Source organism: Arthrobacter sp. ISL-28 (assembly GCF_018613875.1).
Classification (GTDB): Bacteria; Actinomycetota; Actinomycetes; order Actinomycetales; family Micrococcaceae; genus Arthrobacter.
The window spans coordinates 79,884-96,213 of the sequence record NZ_JAGGPJ010000010.1 but is presented as its reverse complement, the minus strand read 5'-3'; the positions used below and the strand labels follow the sequence as shown (position 1 = coordinate 96,213).

The 16,330-nt window shown below is 64.6% G+C and carries 15 protein-coding genes and 1 pseudogene; 3 read left to right on the top strand and 13 right to left on the bottom strand.

The window, feature by feature from the left end:
- Nucleotides 1-18: 18 nt before the first annotated feature.
- Nucleotides 19-915 (top strand): 5-deoxy-glucuronate isomerase, encoded by an 897-nt coding sequence (gene iolB / locus J7E80_RS08400; RefSeq protein WP_215051011.1) that lies wholly within the window; start codon nucleotides 19-21, stop codon nucleotides 913-915.
- 61 nt (nucleotides 916-976) lie between these two features.
- Here the strand turns inward: iolB and J7E80_RS08395 are convergent, their stop codons facing one another.
- Nucleotides 977-2,173, bottom strand: a complete 1,197-nt coding sequence (locus J7E80_RS08395; RefSeq protein WP_215051010.1) for an MFS transporter — start codon at nucleotides 2,171-2,173, stop codon at nucleotides 977-979.
- A gap of 159 nt (nucleotides 2,174-2,332) precedes the next feature.
- On the opposite strand from J7E80_RS08395, the gene J7E80_RS08390 reads away from it, so the two are divergent.
- The gene (locus J7E80_RS08390) at nucleotides 2,333-2,782 is read left to right on the top strand and encodes a MarR family winged helix-turn-helix transcriptional regulator (RefSeq protein ID WP_215051009.1); all 450 of its coding nucleotides are present in this window, start codon (nucleotides 2,333-2,335) and stop codon (nucleotides 2,780-2,782) included.
- 258 nt (nucleotides 2,783-3,040) lie between these two features.
- Nucleotides 3,041-3,505 carry a DUF4383 domain-containing protein gene (locus tag J7E80_RS08385; protein ID WP_215051067.1) on the top strand — a complete coding sequence of 155 codons (465 nt, stop codon included), beginning with the start codon at nucleotides 3,041-3,043 and terminating at the stop codon, nucleotides 3,503-3,505.
- A gap of 39 nt (nucleotides 3,506-3,544) precedes the next feature.
- Here the strand turns inward: J7E80_RS08385 and J7E80_RS08380 are convergent, their stop codons facing one another.
- The 12 genes and pseudogenes from J7E80_RS08380 to sucC all read right to left on the bottom strand — a co-directional run bounded on the left by J7E80_RS08380 (nucleotide 3,545) and on the right by sucC (nucleotide 16,162).
- Nucleotides 3,545-4,420 (bottom strand): sugar phosphate isomerase/epimerase family protein, encoded by an 876-nt coding sequence (locus tag J7E80_RS08380; RefSeq protein WP_215051008.1) that lies wholly within the window; start codon nucleotides 4,418-4,420, stop codon nucleotides 3,545-3,547.
- An 85-nt stretch (nucleotides 4,421-4,505) separates the two neighbouring features.
- Nucleotides 4,506-5,519 (bottom strand): Gfo/Idh/MocA family protein, encoded by a 1,014-nt coding sequence (locus tag J7E80_RS08375; protein WP_215051007.1) that lies wholly within the window; start codon nucleotides 5,517-5,519, stop codon nucleotides 4,506-4,508.
- 37 nt (nucleotides 5,520-5,556) lie between these two features.
- Nucleotides 5,557-6,474 (bottom strand): sugar phosphate isomerase/epimerase, encoded by a 918-nt coding sequence (locus J7E80_RS08370; protein WP_215051006.1) that lies wholly within the window; start codon nucleotides 6,472-6,474, stop codon nucleotides 5,557-5,559.
- A 193-nt stretch (nucleotides 6,475-6,667) separates the two neighbouring features.
- Nucleotides 6,668-8,179: pseudogene (locus J7E80_RS08365) on the bottom strand (CoA-acylating methylmalonate-semialdehyde dehydrogenase); the annotation flags it as partial.
- 46 nt (nucleotides 8,180-8,225) lie between these two features.
- Nucleotides 8,226-10,154, bottom strand: a complete 1,929-nt coding sequence (gene iolD, locus J7E80_RS08360; RefSeq protein WP_215051066.1) for a 3D-(3,5/4)-trihydroxycyclohexane-1,2-dione acylhydrolase (decyclizing) — start codon at nucleotides 10,152-10,154, stop codon at nucleotides 8,226-8,228.
- 39 nt (nucleotides 10,155-10,193) lie between these two features.
- Nucleotides 10,194-11,153, bottom strand: a complete 960-nt coding sequence (locus J7E80_RS08355; RefSeq protein WP_215051005.1) for a deoxyribose-phosphate aldolase — start codon at nucleotides 11,151-11,153, stop codon at nucleotides 10,194-10,196.
- Entirely contained in the window at nucleotides 11,150-12,166 is a 1,017-nt protein-coding gene (gene iolC / locus J7E80_RS08350; protein WP_215051004.1) for a 5-dehydro-2-deoxygluconokinase, read from the bottom strand. Before iolC ends, J7E80_RS08355 begins: the two co-directional genes overlap by 4 nt.
- A 233-nt stretch (nucleotides 12,167-12,399) precedes the next feature.
- Complete coding sequence (locus J7E80_RS08345) at nucleotides 12,400-12,804, bottom strand: tautomerase family protein (RefSeq protein WP_215051003.1); 405 nt, start codon at nucleotides 12,802-12,804, stop codon at nucleotides 12,400-12,402.
- Between the two features lie 194 nt (nucleotides 12,805-12,998).
- On the bottom strand, nucleotides 12,999-13,472 hold the full coding sequence (locus J7E80_RS08340) for an SRPBCC family protein (protein WP_215051002.1): 474 nt from the start codon (nucleotides 13,470-13,472) through the stop codon (nucleotides 12,999-13,001).
- A complete protein-coding gene (locus tag J7E80_RS08335) occupies nucleotides 13,469-13,792 on the bottom strand; it encodes a helix-turn-helix transcriptional regulator (RefSeq protein WP_205653447.1) in 324 nt (107 codons plus the stop codon). The genes J7E80_RS08340 and J7E80_RS08335 overlap by 4 nt, the downstream gene beginning before the upstream one ends.
- 267 nt (nucleotides 13,793-14,059) lie before the next feature.
- Nucleotides 14,060-14,962, bottom strand: coding sequence for a succinate--CoA ligase subunit alpha (sucD, locus tag J7E80_RS08330; RefSeq protein WP_104140481.1), 903 nt, complete (start codon nucleotides 14,960-14,962; stop codon nucleotides 14,060-14,062).
- Nucleotides 14,963-14,992: 30 nt separating this feature from the next.
- Nucleotides 14,993-16,162, bottom strand: a complete 1,170-nt coding sequence (gene sucC, locus J7E80_RS08325) for an ADP-forming succinate--CoA ligase subunit beta (protein ID WP_215051001.1) — start codon at nucleotides 16,160-16,162, stop codon at nucleotides 14,993-14,995.
- Between the last annotated feature and the right edge of the window lie 168 nt (nucleotides 16,163-16,330).

Here is a 16,330-nt window from a genome sequence, read left to right as displayed (position 1 = left end):
ACCCGAAAGAGAAGAATTATGGCCGACTGGGTATATCCGCTGGGCAGCGCAGCCGAAGGCTGCTGGGATGTTTCGCTGGGCACAGCGGACTCCACCCTTACCGTCGAGGGGTGGGCGCACACCGGGCTGAAGGTGGCCACGCTGGCCCCAGGCGCCGCCGTCGAACTCCCCGCCGCAGACGAGGAGCGGATCGTCATTCCACTGAGCGGGGCCTTCACTGTGACAGTCGACGGCCAGAAATACCAGCTGGCCGGCCGCGCCGGCGTCTTCAGCGGCCCCACCGATGTGCTGTATTCCGGAACGGAGAGGGCAGTCACGGTCAGTTCGTCCGACGGCGGCCGGGTCGCCGTCGCCACGGCGCCCGCCAAAGTCCAGTACCCCACCCGCCTGGTCACCGCCGCGGAGACCCCCGTGGAGCTGCGCGGCGCGGGGAACTGCTCGCGCCAGGTCCACAACTTCGGCACCCCAGCGGCGCTCGAGGCCGACCGCTTCATTGTGTGCGAGGTCATCACCCCCGCGGGCAACTGGTCCTCCTACCCTCCCCACAAGCACGACGAGGAGAAGGACGGGGAGACGCGCCTCGAGGAGATCTACTACTTCGAGACGCGTGTGGCCCCGGGCGCTTCTGGACCCGCGGGCGACGCTGACGCTATCGGCTACCAGCGCGTCTACGCCTCCGACGATCGTCCCATCGACGTCGCGGCCGAGGTCCGAACCGGCGACGTGGTCTTGGTGCCCTACGGCTGGCACGGCCCGGCCATGGCCGCACCCGGCTACGACATGTACTACCTGAATGTCATGGCCGGGCCTGGACGGGTCCGCGACTGGCTCATCAGCGACGACCCGCACCACGGCTGGGTCCGCCAAAGCTGGGAAGGCCAGGACGTGGATCCCCGGCTGCCGTTCGGCGGCTAGGGCTGCCTGTCCGCGGCTTGGCCGGGTAAGGGCCGGGGCGCTCAGCCGTCGAACTCGCGGATCACCGGACGGCCGGAACTGCGGGAGCGTAGGCCTCCGACCCAACGGAAACTGCGGGAGCGTTGGCCGCGGCGAAGGCCATCGCGGCAAGGCCCAGCATGGTCATGCCGGCACCGGCCCAGATCGGCGAGGTGTAGCCGAAACCGGCCGTGATGGTCACGCCGCCCAGCCAGGCGCCCAGGGCGTTGCCCACATTGAACGCCCCGATGTTGGCGCCGGACGCGAGGGTGGGCGCGCCGTCGGCGTATTTCATGACCCGCATCTGGAGGCCCGGCACGGTGGCGAAACCGAAGCCGCCCATCAGCACCATGGAAACAATGGTCAGGGGCTGGTTGCCGGCCGTCAGGGCGAAGGCCACGAGCACCGCCACAAGAACTGACAGGACCACCAGCAGGGTGCGGTCCACATTCCGGTCCGCAGCCTTGCCGCCGAGCGTGTTGCCGATGAAGAGGCCCACACCAAAGACGATCAGGAGCCACGGGACGGTGGAGGCCGAGAACCCGGAGATCTCGGTGAGGGTGAAGGCGATGTAGGTGAAGGCGCCGAACATGCCGCCGTAGCCCAGGATCGTGACGAGGATGGAGAGCCAGACCTGGCCGGAGCGGAAAGCACGAAGTTCGCTGCGCAGGCCGCCCGGGGCAGCGTCACCGTGTCCCGTTTTCGGCACGAGGGCAAGAATGCCCGCGAGAGCGAGCACGCCGATTCCGGTGATGGCCCAGAACGTGGAGCGCCAGCCGGCGGCCTGGCCCAGCATCGTGCCGAAGGGAACGCCGAGTACATTGGCCGCAGTGAGGCCGGTGAACATGATGGCGATGGCTCCGGCCTTCTTGGTCGGCGCCACCATGCTGGCAGCAACCACCGCCCCGATGCCGAAGAAGGCGCCGTGCGCGAGGGCGGCCACGATGCGGCCAACCATCATCATCCAGTAGTCGGGCGCCGTGGCCGAGATGAGGTTGCCGGCGATGAACAGTACGAGCAGGACGGCGAGCACGGGTTTGCGCTCGAACCGGGTCACCGCCGCGGTCAGCCCCAGGGCACCGACCACAACGGCGAGCGCATAACCGGAGATGAGCCAGCCAGCAGAGGCTTCACTGACCTGAAAGTCTGCGGCCACTTCGGGCAGCAGGCCCATGATGACGAACTCAGTGAGTCCAATGCCGAACCCGCCGAGGGCGAGGGCAATTAGGCCAATAGGCATGGGAGTGCTCCTTAGAAAACTGTACGGAAGGAGGTGGGATGCGTACCCTAGTAGTTGCAGACGCGTTATTTATTGTTGCACATGCAAATATCCCGCGCAAGCAACTATTATTTCACCTGCCAGCGTTTCATACGCCGGGCAGGCCGAAGGAGGAAGAAGATGGGCATCAAAGACGACGCCGTGGAAGTGCGCGCACAGGGCTGGCGGACCCTCGCGGCGCTGCACGGCCTGATCGAAGCCGAACTCGAACGCTCACTGCAGGCCCACGCGAAGCTGTCCGTCGTGGAGTACACCGTCCTGGATGCGCTGAGCCGGCAGGACGGCTGGCACATGCGCATGCAGCAGCTGGCCCGTGCCTCCGCCCTCAGTGCCAGCGCCACCACGCGCCTGGTCAACCGGCTGGAGGACCGCGGGCTTCTGACGCGCATCCTGTGTGCCGACGACCGGCGTGGCATCTACACGGAGCTGACAGCGAATGGGATCAAGCTTCTGGAGGATGCCCGGCCGGTGCATGATGCCGCGCTGGAGCGGACCTTGGCCCAGGCGCAGGAGGTCCCTGAACTGGCCCCGCTGGTGGACGCCCTCCCCCGGCTGCATGCGGCCGTCTAGCCTCCACCGCTGCCGGTACCCGCAGCCGAGGTCCCTCCCGCAACCCAGGTCTTGGAGGATGGCAACGAAATTCAGTCGAGTTAGCCCAAAGATGTCATAGAAAATCTGCTCCGATATCCCATTGATTGTTCCGTGGTAGGTGTTGAGTACGGCCCGTCAGGTAGTAACACTGAAAAGAGATACTGACTGGAAGTGGAAACACCGTGGAAAGAAGCTTTGCCAATACCTAATCCACCGGACCTAGGAGTAAAGATGGCAATGGGAGAGCGCGCACGGGCCCCTCGCGGGCTAAGCACGGACATGCAAAAAGTGGCCCTTGGAATGGGCCTCATTTTCTTGGTGGTTGGTATCTTTGGGTTCGTACCCGGGATCACCACCAATTATCAATCCATGGCTTTCGCCGGCCATGATTCCGAAGCAATGCTGGTGGGCTACTTCCAGGTCTCGATCCTCCACAACATCGTCCATCTGCTGTATGGAGTAGCTGGACTCTTTATGTGTGGACTGCCCACGCAGGCACGGAACTTCCTGCTGGGCGGCGGGGCCATCTACCTAGTGCTGTGGATCTATGGGCTAATCTTCACCGGCGAAACTGCCGCAAATTTTATACCGGTCAACACCGCGGACAATTGGCTGCACTTTGGCTTGGGAGTGGTCATGATCGCGGTGGGAGTGCTCCTCACACGGATACCCGACCACCGCGAGGAAGAACTTCCAGGCTAATCGGCTTCTGTGTCGCCTTGTCCGATGGGAGGGTCGACGTCATGCGTTGGCCTTCTGGACATACTGCTTCATCGTCTCTAGCTGGTAGCGGGATACCTCTTCGGCATTTTCGTTTTCGGCGAAGACGCTGGACACCATCACGGTGTCCTCGCGGTCCAGGAAGCCGATTTCGTTCAGGCCGCCGAAGAATTCATCCCAGTTGACGTCGCCGTCGCCGATTTTCAGGTGCTGGTGCACCCGGACCGGATTGCCGGGCGGGTTGGTGATGTAGCGCAGGCCATGCGAGGCATGGTGGTCCATGGTGTCGGCAACGTGGACCAGGCGCAGCTTGTCCCCGGCCGCGCGCATGATGTCCAGCGGCGCGTTCTGCATGTGGAAGCTGTGGGACGCGACGTAGACAAGGCCGACGTTCTTGGAGTTCAGCCCCCGGATCACCCGGATGGCAGCGAGACCCTCTTCCACGAAGTCGTCCGGATGCGGATCGATGAGCAGGTCGATGCCTTCGCGCTCGATGATCGGCAGCAGTTCCTCCATGGAGCGGTAGAAGGCACGCTCGGATTCCTCAGCCTTTTCCGGCCTGCCGCTGAACTCGGTGTTCATGGTGCCCACACCGAGGTCCACGGTGATCTGAATGGCGCGCTTCCAATAGCGGACGGCTGCTTCGCGGGCGTCTTCATCCGGTCCGGACCAGCGCAGCACCGGCAGCACGGAGGCGATCTCGATTCCCGCGTCCTTGCAGGCCTTCTTCAACTGGCCAACGAGCTCGTCGTCGGCCTTGGGGTGGTTGTAAAACGGAATGAAGTCGGCGTGCGGAGTCATCTGCATGTAGTGGTAGCCAAGCTCCGCCACCACCTTCGGGAACTCCAGCAGGCTGTGGCTGTGGTGGAACGGGGTGGGATCGAGGGCAATTTTCACGGGGCACTCCATTTGGGATCAAGCAGGGAAGACTATGAGCTGTGGAAGGAGGGGACGGACTCATCCGCCCCCTCCCTGTTGCGTTCTAGCTGTAGAGGGCAGGCTTGGAGTGCAGCTTCACGGTCACCTTTTCGCCGTTCTTCTGCGCTTCGACGCCGGCCTCGCAGCAGGCTGCGGTGGCATAGCCGTCCCACGCGGTGGGTCCGCCGATTTCGCCGCGGAGTGCCGCATCCACCCACGCCTGGATTTCGACGTCGTACGCCGCGCCGAAGCGCTCCTCAAAACCGGGAGTGACCTTGCCGCCCCAGCGGCCGGCGCTGCGGACATAGGGTCCGTGGTCTCCGCCGATGCTGACGACGCCTTCCTCGAAAGACGCCTGCGTTGCCACTTCATAGCCGAACTTGGCATTGACGTAGATCTCGACGTCGGCGAGGACGCCGGACTCGGTCTCGATCAGGACGTGCTGCGGATCGTGCTGGCCGGCCGGGGCGTTCTTCGTGGGCTTGCCCAGGCGCACCTGCACGCTGGTGATTTCCTCGCCCGTGAAGAACCGGATAGCGTCGAACTCGTGCACCACCGAGTCGTTGATGAGCATCTCGTTGGTGAATCCGGGGGGCGTGCTCGGGTTGCGGTGCTGGTGGTGCAGCATGAGCAGTTCGCCCAGTTCGCGGTCCCGGATGACCTGGCCCAAAGCTGCGTACTCGGCGTCAAAGCGGCGCATGAAACCAACCTGGATGCGCTTGTGTCCCAGCTCCTCCTCCGCCTGGACAATGCGCCAGGAGGACTGGGCGTCGGGGGTCAGTGGCTTTTCGCACAGGATCGGGATGTCCTTGGCGATGGCCTTGAGGAGGATATCCTCGTGCAGGAAGCCGGGGGTGGCGATCAGTACGGCGTTGACATCGCCGTTGCTTAGGGCCTCTTCGGCGTCCGCCAGGGCCACTGCGCCGGGGATGCCTTCGATGGCGGCCTGCGCGCGGGCCAGGTCGACGTCGACGACGGCGGCGACTTCAGCGCCGTGGATGCGCTTGTTGAGGCGGTGGATGTGGTCCGCGCCCATGCGACCGGCGCCGATGACGGCGACGCGAAGGGTTTCAGTCATTGTTCTTTCCTTTGGATCGGGTCTCGCTGGAGGGTGGCTAGCTGACCGCGGTACGGGAGCCGCAGGAGAGCAGATAGTTTCGGGTGCGCTTGGCGATCGGCATCGGGACGTCGAAGGCCACGGGGTACATGTCCTGCTCAACGATGCCAAAGATCGGTCGGTTCAGGCCTTCGACGGCTTCGATGACGGCCCGCAGGTCCGGCAGCCCGTTGGGCGGCTCCGTCATGACACCGGCCAGGTTTGCCGCAGCCCAGGTCATGTTTTCCTCGTTGACTTTCTTCAGGATGTCCGGGTTGATCTGCTTCAGGTGCAGGTAGCCGATCCGGTCCGGATAATTCTTGATGAGCTCAAGGCTGGACGCGCCGCAGTATTCTGCGTGGCCGGTGTCCAGGCACAGGTTCAGGTACTTGGGATCCGTGGCCGCCAGCAGGGTTTCAATGTCCTCCTGCGCGCCGACGTGCGAGTCGGCGTGGGAGTGGAACTGCTGCTTCAGGCCGAAGTCCTCCAGCAGCGTCTTGCCAAGGCGGTTGTGGCCGGTAAACAGGTCACTCCAGGCCTTCTCGCTGAGCTGGCCGCTCTCCACAGCTTCGCCGGTGACGTCGTCACGCCACATCGCGGGAATGACCACAATGTGCTCGCCGCCCATTGCAGCCGTAAGCTCGGCGACCTTGCGTGCCGGCTCCCAGGCCGTTTCCCACTGGTCCACGCCACGGTGGAAAGCGGTGAACACGGTGCCGGCGGTGACCTTCAGGTCACGCTGCTTGAGCTCTTCGGCCAGGCGTGCCGGGTCGGTGGGCAGGTAGCCGTACGGGCCCAGCTCGATCCACTTATAGCCGGCTTCCGCCACCTCGTCGAGGAAGCGCTCCCAAGGGGTCTGCTTCGGGTCGTCCGCGAACCACACGCCCCAGGAGTCCGGTGCGGTGCCGATGATCAGCTTGTTTTCTACTTCAGTCATGACAGCTTTGTCTTTTCTCTTGTCGACTTGCACTGGCCGATGTTGGAGTCCGTGGGAACGGGGCTCAGTCTCGCCGCCCGCGGCCTTCTGTGTCGTCGTCGGCGCGTCCGGGAACGGTGTCCTGTCCTTCCAGGACTTCGTCGGGCAGGCCCTCCGCGATGCCGTCGTGGCGCACGGTGTGAGAGTCGTCGGCATGTGAGGGGAAGTTGTAGGAGGCGCCGGAGGCGTGGGTCGGCTCAGGCCAGCGTGACGTGACGACCTTGCCGCGGGTGTAGAAGGAGACGCCTTCGGGGCCGTAGATGTGCTTGTCGCCGAAGAGCGAGGCCTTCCAGCCGCCGAACGAGTGGTAGGCCACGGGGACGGGCAGCGGTACGTTGATGCCGACCATGCCGACGGTGACGGAGCGCTGGAACTTGCGGGCGGAGGCGCCGGAGGAGGTGAAGATGGCTGTGCCGTTGCCGTAGGGGTTGGAGTTGATGAGTTTGATGCCCGCGTCCAGGTCGTTCACGCGGACGACGACGAGGACGGGTCCGAAGATTTCCTCTGTGTAGGCGGTCATCTCGGTCTTGACGTGGTCAAGGACCGTGGGACCGACCCAGAAGCCGTCTTCGTGGCCGGGGACCACGAGGTCGCGGCCGTCCACGACCATGGCGGCGCCTGCCTGTTCGGCTTCGGTGACGATCCGCACGATGCGTTCCTTGGACGCTGGGGTGATGACCGGGCCCATTTCGGCGCCGGGGGCGGTGCCATTGTCGACCTTGACGGCGAGGGCGCGCTCTTCGACTTTCTTGACCAGCAGTTCGGCGGCGTCTCCGACGGCGACGGCGACCGAGATGGCCATGCAGCGTTCCCCGGCGGAGCCGAAGGCCGCGGCGGCGAGGTGGTCTGCCGCGTTGTCGAGGTCGGCGTCGGGCAGGACGATGGCGTGGTTCTTCGCTCCGCCCAGGGCTTGGACACGCTTGCCGTGGGCGGTGGCGGTCTCGTGGACGTACTTGGCGATCGGGGTGGAGCCGACGAAGGAGATGCCGTCCACATCCGGGTGGGTCAGCAGGCCGTCGACGGTTTCCTTGTCACCGTGCAGGACCTGGAAGACGCCGTCGGGCAGGCCGGCCTGCTTCCAGAGCTTGGCCAGCAGCATCGAGGCGGAGGGGTCGCGCTCGGAGGGCTTGAGGATGAAGGCGTTGCCGGTGGCGATGGCCATCGGTGCCATCCACAGCGGCACCATGACCGGGAAGTTGAACGGCGTGATGCCCGCCACGACGCCGAGCGGCTCGCGGAAGGAAAAGACGTCGATGCCGGTGGAGACCTGGTCGGAGTAGTCGCCCTTGAGCAGCTGCGGGATGCCGCAGGCGAACTCGATGACCTCCAGCCCGCGGCCGATCTCGCCCTTGGCGTCCGAGAGGACCTTGCCGTGCTCGGCGGTGATCAGCTCTGCCAGTTCGTCGACATGGGAGGCGACGAGTTCGCGGAACTTGAACAGCACCGCGGTGCGCTTGGCCAGCGAGATGTCGCCCCAGCTGTCCGCCGCGGCGCGGGCTGCGGCGACCGCGGTGTCCAGGTCGGCGCGGTTGGCCAGCCGCAGCTCGCCCGTGACAGCGCCGGTGGCAGGGTTGAAGACGGGCTGGGTGCGGCTGCCTTCGCCGGCAGTCTCGGCGCCATTAATGAAGTGGTTGATGATGGTGGTGTCCGAAGTGGTGGTCGTCATGGGGACTCTTCCTTGAGGTTGTCTCGGGGACGGTGGTGGCGTGAATTCAGCCGAGCAGCTTGCGCTGGCGGGATTTGTGGTCGATATAGGTCTGGAAGGCCTCTTTTGTGGATTCGAGCTCGGAGACCTGGGAGACGGGAACGTCCCACCAGGATTCAGAGCTCGGGGCATCCAGCAGCGGGTCGGACTCCACGTGGATCAGGATGGGCCCGCCGCGTTCCGGTGCGGCCTTCGCGTCGCGGATGGCCTGCTCAAGTTCGGCGATGACCTTCTCCCCCGGCTCGATCCGGATCACCTTCACGCCGAGGCTTTCAGCGTTCAGGGCCAGATCCACCGGCAGCGTCTCGCCTTCGTCGAAGCTGTGCTGCTCTTCGTCCAGGGCGCGGTACTGGGTGCCGAAGCGCTGGGAGCCGAGCGATTCGGAGAGCGAGCCGATGGAGGCGTAGCCGTGGTTCTGGATCAGGACCACGATCAGCTTGATCCGTTCGGCGACGGCAGTGACCAGCTCGGTGTGCATCATCAGGTAGGAGCCGTCCCCCACCATCACGACGACGTCGCGCTGGGCCCCGCCCGCTGCGGCCTCCGCCAGCGCTGCGCGCTTGACGCCGAGCCCGCCGGGGATTTCATAGCCCATGCAGGAGTAGGCGTATTCCACGTGGTAGCCGAACGGGTCGCGGACCCGCCACATCTTGTGCAGGTCGCCCGGCAGCGAGCCGGCGGCACAGATCACGACGTCCTGGGCGTCCATGGCGCGGCTGGTCGCGCCGATGATCTCGTTCTGCGCCGGCAGCGGGGTGTTGCGGGTGTCGAAGGCCTCATCAACCGTGGCGTCCCAGCGATTCTTCTCCGCCTCAATCTTCTGTTCCAGGTCCGCGCCGATGCGGTAGCCGCCGAGGGCCTGGTTCAGCTTGAGCAGGGCCTTGCGGGCGTCCGCGACGATCGGCAGGGTGGTGCCGTGCTTGTAGGCGTCGATCGGGGCGACGTTGATGTTGATGAACTTCACGTCCGGGTTCTGGAACGCGGTCCGGGACGCTGTGGTGAAGTCCTCATAGCGGGTGCCGATCCCGATGATCAGGTCCGCTTCCGCGGCGATGGCGTTGGCCGCCGTCGTGCCCGTGGAGCCGATGGCCCCGAGGGAGAACTGGTGGTCCCATGGCAGCACGCCGACGCCGGCCTGGGTGTTGCCCACCGGTATGCCGGTGAGTTCCACGAACCTGGCGAGTTCATCGTTCGCGTAGGCGTACAGCACGCCGCCGCCGGCGATGATCAGCGGGCGCTTCGCGGCGCGGATGGCGTCCGCGGCGCGGCGGATGTCCTCGTTGTCCGCATCGGGGCGGCGGATCCGCCACTCGCGCTCGGCCAGGAATTCCCCGGGCACGTCGAACGCCTCGGCCTGGACGTCCTGCGGCAGCGAAATGGTCACCGCGCCCGTTTCGGCCGGATCCGTCAGGACGCGCAACCCGTGGTGGAGCGCGGAGAACAGCTGCTCCGGCCGGGAGACCCGGTCAAAGAACTTCGACAGCGGACGGAACGCGTCGTTAACGGTGAGATCGTACGCGTAGGGCTGCTCCAGCTGCTGCAGCACCGGGTCCGCGGCACGGGTCGCGAACGTATCGCTGGGCAGCAGCAGCACCGGCAGCCGGTTGGTGGTGGCCAGGGCCGCGCCGGTAAGCAGGTTGGAGGAACCGGGGCCGATCGAGGTGCTGATCGCGAAGGTCTGGCGGCGGCGGGTATGCCGGGCGTAGCCCACAGCTTGATGCACCTGGGCCTGCTCGTTCCGGCCCTGATAATAGGGCATGATCCGCGGATCGAGCTGCTGGTACTGCTTCAGGGCCTGGCCCACACCGGCAACATTGCCATGGCCGAAGATGCCGAACGTGCCCGGAATGAGCCGCTCGCGGTAGTCCGTGCCGCCGATCGTGTCGACGGTGTACTGCTTCGAAAGGTACTCGACGACGGCCTGCGCCACCGTCATTCGGCGGGTAGCTGTTGCAGTTCTCGTTCCCATGGGACGTTACTCCGATCCTTCTGCTGATGCGCCCACAGTGGCGGGGCTGAGACGGGGACTCGTGTGCCGCAGCAACGAGGCGGCGGTGGCCACGGCGCCGGCCACGTCTCCGTCCTGCGGGTAGAGCAGCGTGCGGCCGACGGTCAGGCCCTGGACGTTTGGCAAGGCCAGCGCGGCCTCCCAGCTGGCGAACACCTCGTCCTGGGTGCTGTCCGGATCCCCGCCGAGGAGCACCGTGGGCATGGTGGTCGCGGCCATGACGCGTTCCATGTCAGCCACCACCGGCAGTTTCATCCAGGTGTAGGCGCTGGTGGAGCCTAGCCCCTCGGCGATGGCGATGGACTTGATCACCGCGTCTGTGGAGAGGTCGTTGCGGACGCGGCCGTTTTCGCGGACCGAAAGGAACGGTTCCACCATGGCGATGAGTCTGCGCTCGGCGAGTGAATCGATGGCCTTGGCCGTTGCCTCGAGCAGCGAGACGGTGTCCGGGTCGCCAAGGCAGATACGGGTCAGCATCTTGCCACCGTCCGCGCCCAGCGCTTCCAGCGCCGCGGCGGTGTGTCCGGTGAAGCGGTCATCGAATTCGTTGACCAGCCCGGCGAGGCCGCCCCGGTTCATGGAACCGAACACGAGCTTGCCTTCCAGCGCACCGAGCAACAGCAGATCGTCCATGATGTCCGGTGAGGCGAGCACGCCGTCGACGTCGGGATTGGCCAGCGCGATCTGCAGCCGGTCCAGCAACTGGCGGCGATCCGCCATGGCCACGGGGTCGGCGCCGACGGCCAAGGCGCCGCGGGCCGGGTGGTCGGCCGCAACGATGAAGTTCTGCTCGCCATACTTGAGGCCGGGGTGCCGGCGGCGGGCCTTGGCTGCCCGGGCAATGGCCTCAGGGTCTTCCAGCCTGGTGATGCTGAGATGCTCATAGCGGCGGGGATCGTCGTCAAAAGTGCTGGGAGTCCGGCTCACAGTGCGGCTCCTTCGGGGGCGAGTTCGACGGGATCATGCTGTCCGGGAACCGGGCGGCCTCGCTCGGCGAGCAGGGACGTCACTTCCTCGGGGGTCGGCATGGCATCGGCACAGGACAGCCGGGAGGCAACAATGGCCCCTGCCGCGTTGGCGTAATCCAGGACCTGGGCCAGCGGCCAGCCCGAGAGCAGTCCGTGGCAGAACGCGCCGCCGAAGGAATCTCCGGCGCCGAGTCCGTTGACGGTTTCTACCGGCACGGGAGCCGAGACAACCCGCTGGGTGCGGGTCTTGGCCATCACGCCGTCGGGACCGAGCTTTACCACGGCGATTTCAACGCCCGCGGCCAGCAGCCGGTCTGCCTGTTCATCCGGTGTACCTTCGCCGACAGCCATGGCGCATTCCTTGTCATTGCCGATCGCCACGGTGACGTGCGGCAGGACCTTGGCTACCTCGGCCCGGGCTTCTTCCTCGGAAGCCCAGAACATCGGCCGGTAGTCGAGGTCCAGGATGGTGTACTGGCCGTCTTTTAGCTCGGCACGGGGCCGCGCCTCATGGGCCTTAAGGTGTGCCTCGCGGCTGGGCTCCTGGCACAGGCCGGTGACGGTGGACCAGAAGACCCGCGCGTCCCGGATGGCGCCCAGGTCCAGCTCTTCGGCTTTGATCTGCAGGTCCGGGGCCGTGGGGAAACGTCCGTAGAAGTAGAGCGGGAAGTCCTCCGGCGGCTTAATGGCACAGAACGTGACCGCCGTGGGCCATTCCTTCACCGCCGTGACGAAGCTATCGTCCACGGTGAACTTGCGCAGTTCGCGGTGCAGGTATTTGCCGAAAGCGTCATCGCCAGTTCGCGTGATCACGCCGCTCCGGCGGCCGTGGCGGGCGGCGGCAACGGCAACGTTGGACGGGGAGCCACCAAGGTACTTGCCGAAGGACGTCACGTCCTCCAGGTCCACCCCAATATCGTTCGGGTAGATATCAACGCTGATGCGCCCGATCGTGAGCAGTTCGTGGGTCACGGTAATCGCGGACCTTTCTGTTTAAACTCGGTACCTAAGCAGCCGAACAGCCGGGGCTCCGGTGCATTTGCGGTCCCCGTGAGCGGGGCCACATCACCTACTTTGCCCTAGATTCAATGTCCTGTCAAAGGTTTGTACTGACATATTTACAACTTGCATTTAGACGGTTGCGGTAGTAATTAGACCGCTCCAACGAACAGCCATCACGCCTGCGTTTAGCGCCGGCCGGGAGGCTACTTCCTGGGGACCGCAAGTTCCCCCGTGACGTACTGGGCGCGGCCAAAACCGAAGGACCAGTCACTGGCGGTATTCTCCACATAGCCGATGAAGACGTTCTCGCCGGCAATCCCGAGCTCACCGAGCTTGGCCGCAACGGCAGCAAACAGGGATTGCTTGGCGTCCTGGCTGCGGCCGCCCTGCGTGAAGATCTGGATCATGACGATCTCGTTGGTGCGTTCAAAACCCAGGCCTGCATCCTGGGCCACGATCTGGCCGGCCGGGTGCTCAGTCAGGATATGGAAATAGTCGTGCTGGGGTATCCCATATTCCGCCCGGATGGCGTCGTGAATGCCGCGGCTGAGCTGCTGCAGTTCGGCGGGCGTGCGACCGGCATTGACATCGATGCGAACGAGTGGCAAAAGGCTCTCCTTTGATAGTTTGTCCTCACATACTATCAAAGTCGCACCGATCACGACAGGCTGGCTGAAGGTCATTGGCCGGCGACGCCGTGCGGTGAGAAGGCACATGGGGTAATGACGACGCCGGGCGGTCACCTTTTCCGATAAGGTGACCGCCCGGCGTCGTCATTATGGGGTCCGTGCAGGGAACGGAGTTACTTGGCGAGCAGTTCCTCGAGCCGTTCGTAGCCGTCGCTCATGCCGCCCTCCATGCCGGACTGGGCCATGCCGTCCCGGGCTTCCTGGGTGGGATAGACCGAATGGCCCCTGATCCGGCAGCGGCCATCGCCGAGGTCCTCGAAGTTCATGAATTCGATGCTCACGACGTCGGGATAGCCGCTGAATTCAAACGTCTGGATGGCAAAGTCGTTCTCACGGACGGTGTGGAAGATGCCATTGAATGCGTAGGCGACGCCGTCCGGTCCCGTGTGGTTGTACAGGTAGCTTCCGCCGGAGCGGAAGTCATAGTGGTCAATGTCCACGTTGGTGCCGCGGGGGCCCAGCCACTGGGAGATGAGTTCCGGCTCTCTGTGGGCGCGGAAGACATCAGCGACGGGGAAATCGAACTCCCGCTCCCAATCGATGAACGGGACGCCGTCAGGAACGGTGAGTTTAAGCGCGTTGCTCATTTTCTGTCCTTTTGACTGCTGCCGCCGTGGGCGGCGTTGGAGTGGAGCACGGCATCAAGCCCTCGGAACTGCGCCTCGCGGACCAGCCGATACTGGTCAATCCACGCGGTGAGCGCTTCGAGCCGTGCGGGGTTCAGGTGAACGGGCCGGCGCTGGGCATCGCGGCTGCGGGTGACCAACTGTGCCTGCTCGAGGACCTGGATATGCTTCGACACCGCCTGCTTGGAGATCTCGAAGGGTTCGGCCAGTTCATTGACGGTGGCAGGGCCCCGGCTCAGCCGGGAGATGAGACGGCGCCGGACCGGATCGGACAGGGCCATGAAGGCCAAGTCGAGAAGGTCGTCGTCATCCCCGATGTCCACTGTTACCGCCCTTGGATCTGTACCGAATTCGTTCTGGAAATATCTGACCTGGAAATATCTCCTGAAGGTAATCAACCTCAAGGTTTATCAACCTCTTGGTTGTTAACCACAATAAACCCCTGTTAGACCCGGTGCAAGGGTTAAAAAGCAGCAACGCGGGGTCACTCCCGGCCCAATCTACGAATGGATCGGGCCGGGAGTGACCCCGCGTTGCTTTAGCGGACGTTAGAGTGCTGCGTAAACTTCGCGCAGCAGCTTTGCGGTCTCGGACGGCGTCTTGCCGACCTTGACCCCGGCAGCCTCGAGGGCTTCCTTCTTGGCCTGGGCAGTACCGGCGGAGCCGGAGACGATGGCGCCTGCGTGGCCCATGGTCTTGCCTTCGGGCGCGGTGAAGCCTGCCACGTAGCCGACAACCGGCTTGGTGACGTTGGCCTTGATGAAGTCCGCAGCGCGCTCCTCAGCGTCGCCGCCGATTTCGCCGATCATGACGATCGCCTTGGTCTCCGGGTCAGCTTCGAAGGCGGCCAGGGCATCGATGTGCGTGGTGCCGATGACGGGGTCGCCGCCGATGCCGATGGCGGTGGAGAACCCAAGGTCGCGCAGCTCGTACATCATCTGGTAGGTCAGGGTGCCGGACTTGGAAACCAGGCCGATGGGGCCCTTGCCGGTGATGTTCGCCGGGGTGATGCCGACCAGGGCCTCACCCGGGGTGATGATGCCGGGGCAGTTCGGTCCGATGATCCGGGTGACCTGGTTGCCGTCGGCGTCCACCTTGGACTGCGCCAGCGCCCAGAACTCGGCGGAGTCCTGGACCGGAACGCCTTCGGTGATGACAACGACCAGGCCGATGCCTGCCTCGATGGCTTCAACAACGGCGTTCTTGGTGAAGGCCGGCGGTACGAAGACGATGGAAACGTCCGCGCCGGTCTCTGCCATGGCTTCCTTGACGGTGCCGAAGACAGTGATTTCGTTCTCGCCGTGCAGGACGGTGGTGCCGGCCTTGCGGGCATTGACGCCGCCAACAACGTTGGTGCCGGCCTTGAGCATGAGGGCGGTGTGCTTGGTGCCTTCGCCGCCGGTGATGCCCTGGACGATGACCTTGGAGTCCTTGTTCAGATAAATAGACATGTTTTCTTTCCTAGATCTCGACAGGCTCGATCAGCGGGCTGCGTTGGCGAGCTCGGCGGCCTTGTCGGCGCCCTCGTCCATGGTGGCGGCCAGGGTAACCAGCGGGTGGTTGGCCTCAGCCAGGATGCGGCGGCCTTCTTCAACGTTGTTGCCGTCGAGGCGGACAACCAGCGGCTTGTTGGCGGAGTGGCCAAGTTCGGCCAGTGCGCCAACGATGCCCTTTGCTACGGCGTCACACGCGGTGATGCCGCCGAAGACGTTCACGAACACGGACTTGACCTGCTCGTCGCCCAGAATGACGTCCAGGCCTGCGGCCATAACCTCGGCGGAGGCTCCGCCGCCGATGTCCAGGAAGTTGGCGGGCTTGACGTTGCCGTGGTTCTCACCGGCGTACGCAACGACGTCCAGGGTGGACATGACAAGGCCTGCACCGTTGCCGATGATGCCAACTTCGCCGTCGAGCTTGACGTAGTTGAGGTCCTGAGCCTTTGCCTTGGCCTCGAGCGGGTCCGCGGCGTCCTTGTCTTCCAGGAGAGCGTGCTTGGCGTGGCGGAAGTCGGCGTTCTCGTCCAGGGTCACCTTGCCGTCGAGGGCAACGATCTCTCCGGCGCCGGTCTTGACCAGCGGGTTGACCTCCACGAGGGTGGCGTCTTCCTTCTTGAAGACGTCCCAGAGCTTGAGGATGACGGCGGCGACTTTGCCGCGCAGCTCCTCAGCGAAGCCGGCTGCGGCGACAATTTCTTCGGCCTTGGCCTGGTCGATGCCCACGGCGGGGTCGATGGCAACCTTGGCCAGGGCCTCGGGGCGTTCGACGGCGAGCTGCTCAATTTCCATGCCGCCTTCAACCGAACACATGGCAAGGTAGTTGCGGTTGGCCCGGTCCAGGAGGACGGAGAAGTAGTATTCCTCGGCAATATCTGCACCCTGGGCGATCATCACCTTGTTAACGGTGTGGCCCTTGATGTCCATGCCAAGGATGTTGGTGGAGTGCTCAAGCGCCTCATCGGCGGACTTGGCAACCTTGACGCCGCCGGCCTTGCCGCGGCCACCAACCTTAACCTGCGCCTTGACGACAGTTACGCCGCCGATCTTCTCGGCAGCTGCCTTTGCTTCTTCAGGGGAATGCGCCACGATGCCAGCAAGCACGGGTACACCGTGCGCCTCGAACATATCGCGCGCCTGATATTCAAACAGGTCCACGGTTTAGTGTCCTTCTACGTCGAAGTAGTTTCTGTACAGCCGGAAAACACCACAGATGTGGACCGGGCTGCGGAATAAACGCTCCCTGCGGCAGGTCCGGAAACGAGCCACACGGCGCAATGCTCCTTTCGGAACTCTAGTCCTTAATGCGGACGAGCCCGTTCCAGA

Excerpts from the sequence above, each read along its gene's own strand:
- iolB (WP_215051011.1), top strand. The coding sequence starts at position 19 with ATGGCCGACTGGGTATATCCGCTGGGCAGCGCAGCCGAAGGCTGCTGG.
- J7E80_RS08395 (WP_215051010.1), bottom strand. The coding sequence starts at position 2,173 with ATGCCTATTGGCCTAATTGCCCTCGCCCTCGGCGGGTTCGGCATTGGA.
- J7E80_RS08390 (WP_215051009.1), top strand. The coding sequence starts at position 2,333 with ATGGGCATCAAAGACGACGCCGTGGAAGTGCGCGCACAGGGCTGGCGG.
- J7E80_RS08385 (WP_215051067.1), top strand. The coding sequence starts at position 3,041 with ATGGGAGAGCGCGCACGGGCCCCTCGCGGGCTAAGCACGGACATGCAA.
- J7E80_RS08375 (WP_215051007.1), bottom strand. The coding sequence starts at position 5,519 with ATGACTGAAACCCTTCGCGTCGCCGTCATCGGCGCCGGTCGCATGGGC.
- J7E80_RS08370 (WP_215051006.1), bottom strand. The coding sequence starts at position 6,474 with ATGACTGAAGTAGAAAACAAGCTGATCATCGGCACCGCACCGGACTCC.
- iolD (WP_215051066.1), bottom strand. The coding sequence starts at position 10,154 with ATGACGGTGGCGCAGGCCGTCGTCGAGTACCTTTCGAAGCAGTACACC.
- J7E80_RS08340 (WP_215051002.1), bottom strand. The coding sequence starts at position 13,472 with ATGAGCAACGCGCTTAAACTCACCGTTCCTGACGGCGTCCCGTTCATC.
- J7E80_RS08335 (WP_205653447.1), bottom strand. The coding sequence starts at position 13,792 with ATGGCCCTGTCCGATCCGGTCCGGCGCCGTCTCATCTCCCGGCTGAGC.
- sucD (WP_104140481.1), bottom strand. The coding sequence starts at position 14,962 with ATGTCTATTTATCTGAACAAGGACTCCAAGGTCATCGTCCAGGGCATC.